This is a genomic window from Nitrobacter sp. 62-13, assembly GCF_001896955.1.
GTDB lineage: Bacteria > Pseudomonadota > Alphaproteobacteria > Rhizobiales > Xanthobacteraceae > Nitrobacter.
Map to the genome: position 1 here is coordinate 18,932 of NZ_MKRN01000048.1, position 2,092 is coordinate 21,023.

Below are 2,092 nucleotides of genomic sequence, written 5' to 3' on the forward strand. Positions count from 1 at the left end.
GAACCGAAATTCAAGCTGCGGTTCGGGCAGATAGGTGAGACGCGGCTCGAATATCCTACGGCTCGTCGTCTTCCGCGTCCGACGGCGCGTTGAGCCCCTCTTCTTCGAACTCCTCGACTTCTTCATCGTCGCTCGGGTCATCGTCATCCACCTCGGGGGTCTCGGCGTCTAGCGGCATGCTCACTGGCGCCATCCACGTCACAGGGGGTAGCGTGAGAACCAAGGCCTCATCGCTTGTCACCGGAACGCGCCATTCGGTGGCTCCATCCGCGAGCCAATGCAGGAAAGCGAGAAGCATGTCGCGCCAACGCGCGTTGCGCCATGTCTTGGCGAAGGACCGGCGGAGCCTGTGCATTTTTGCCGGATCTTCGAAGGGTTTTTCCCCGTCTTCAGTGAAGATCAGCCGACTGATGACACGAGCGTGCCGAAGCGGCGCCGTTCGTACCGCGACGCTCACACCAAAATGCCAGTTCATCCGGCGTTTCGCCGAAACCCCCTGTATTTGGCGCAAGCCCGAGATGTCCGCCCAACGGAAAGCTACTTTTCCAGTCGGTGCGGCATTGAGCGGCGCCCACCATGCCGTCTGGAATCCCGACAGTGCGAACTCCTTAAGCCCGCGGCCGCGCAGCGCCGTTTCAATCGCTTGTCTCGCCAAGTCGCTGAACTTGTTACGTGCATCGACGCGCGCGATGTCGAACATCGACCACCCGTCCTCGAGGAAACCGTCGAGGCGCCGCTCGCCCTGGAGCTTCAATGGCAGTGATGGACCGAAATGGTCCTGTAGCTCGTCCATACGCGCAAAGGTCAGAAACCCTCGTCGAAACGGCACGACCGGCCAGGGCGCATCCTTGATGCGAGCTTGCGCAGCACGCTCGGCGCCGGCACGAAACTCGAAGAACCGCAATTTGGCGGGCAATTGCTCGATCGCGAGCCAATTCGATATCAGCCGCTCCGGCGTGGCCGAAACTGTTCGAGCATGGACAAGCTGGACTTCGCGCCAGATCGCGCTCTGATCGCTCTCTTGTCGCGGGACCTTGTAGGTCTCGCCCAACACCCCGAGCAGTTCGGCCAACCCGGCCGCCCAACCGCGTTGGAAGTCGATGTATTGTGCATGGGCGATCAGGAATGGAGCCTCGAAAGGGGCGAGGCGGAGGGGGATGATAAACTCCTGGTCGCCGATCTTGCGCGCTACGTCCGAGGCGATCTGGATTTCGTTCCGCACACCTTGTTTGTCGACCGCTCGAGGGTTGGCGACCAGGAGGACCTTCGCCGCCCGGTCGCGCAGCGCATGCTCGAGTTTGCGCTGCCAGTCGTCGCCGCCACGCAATCGCAATACGTCCGCCCATACCTCGTAGCCCAGCGCCGCCAATTTGGCGCCGAGCCAAAGCGTGAATGCGTTGTCCTCCGGCGCAGCGTGGCTGATAAAGATCGCCGGTCGAACTTCTCCCGCGTCCGCATTCGTTGAATGAGCTTGAGTCACGGCCGACGTCACAGAACGAACTCGAATCGCAAGGCTGATTGAATGGTGGAAAGGCGATCAGCCATGCGTGACCCCCTATTCCGTTTCGAAACCCTGGCTGTCGAATTTCAACGTGCGGCTGTTCTCAGTGACCGTGCGCACAAGTTGATCCGTAGCTCCGTTGGGGAGTCGCGCCTCAATCTCGATGGTGACGGTAACTTCCGCGCCCACCTGACCGGCAAGATGAGCGATCACCTCGTCGGCGATGCGGCCGGCATCACGCCCGACGCGGGTCGAATCCACTCGCACCGATCCGTGGAACCGCCGAAGCTGTGGAGCGGCCGGCGGAGTCGGAGGTATTTCGCCGGGGCCGGGACGAGGATCGGGCCCTCCACCGCCAGGGCCGGGAGTGGGACCGGGACTACCCGGAGACGGCGTCTCAGCGTCCAGTTGTTTGCTGGCCAGGTCGGGCTTGACGAGGAACCCCGGACTGTCGGCCGAGATATTGACGCCGTGCCCACCATGCAGCCCGCGATAGCGTGACGCCGCTTCGTCGTAGCTTTCGGCATAGGCGAACGTATCCGCGCGCCACGTCAACAGCGCGAGCCCATCCCGAATGGCCTGCAGCAGAAC

Annotated in this window: 1 protein-coding gene and 1 pseudogene; both read right to left on the reverse strand. The window is 62.4% G+C overall.

Annotated elements, in window-relative coordinates:
• Nucleotides 1–55: 55 nt before the first annotated feature.
• Nucleotides 56–1,492, reverse strand: a complete 1,437-nt coding sequence (locus BGN91_RS05285) for a toll/interleukin-1 receptor domain-containing protein (RefSeq protein WP_292611168.1) — start codon at nucleotides 1,490–1,492, stop codon at nucleotides 56–58.
• Nucleotides 1,493–1,555: 63 nt separating this feature from the next.
• Nucleotides 1,556–2,092: pseudogene (locus BGN91_RS05290) on the reverse strand (hypothetical protein); the annotation flags it as partial.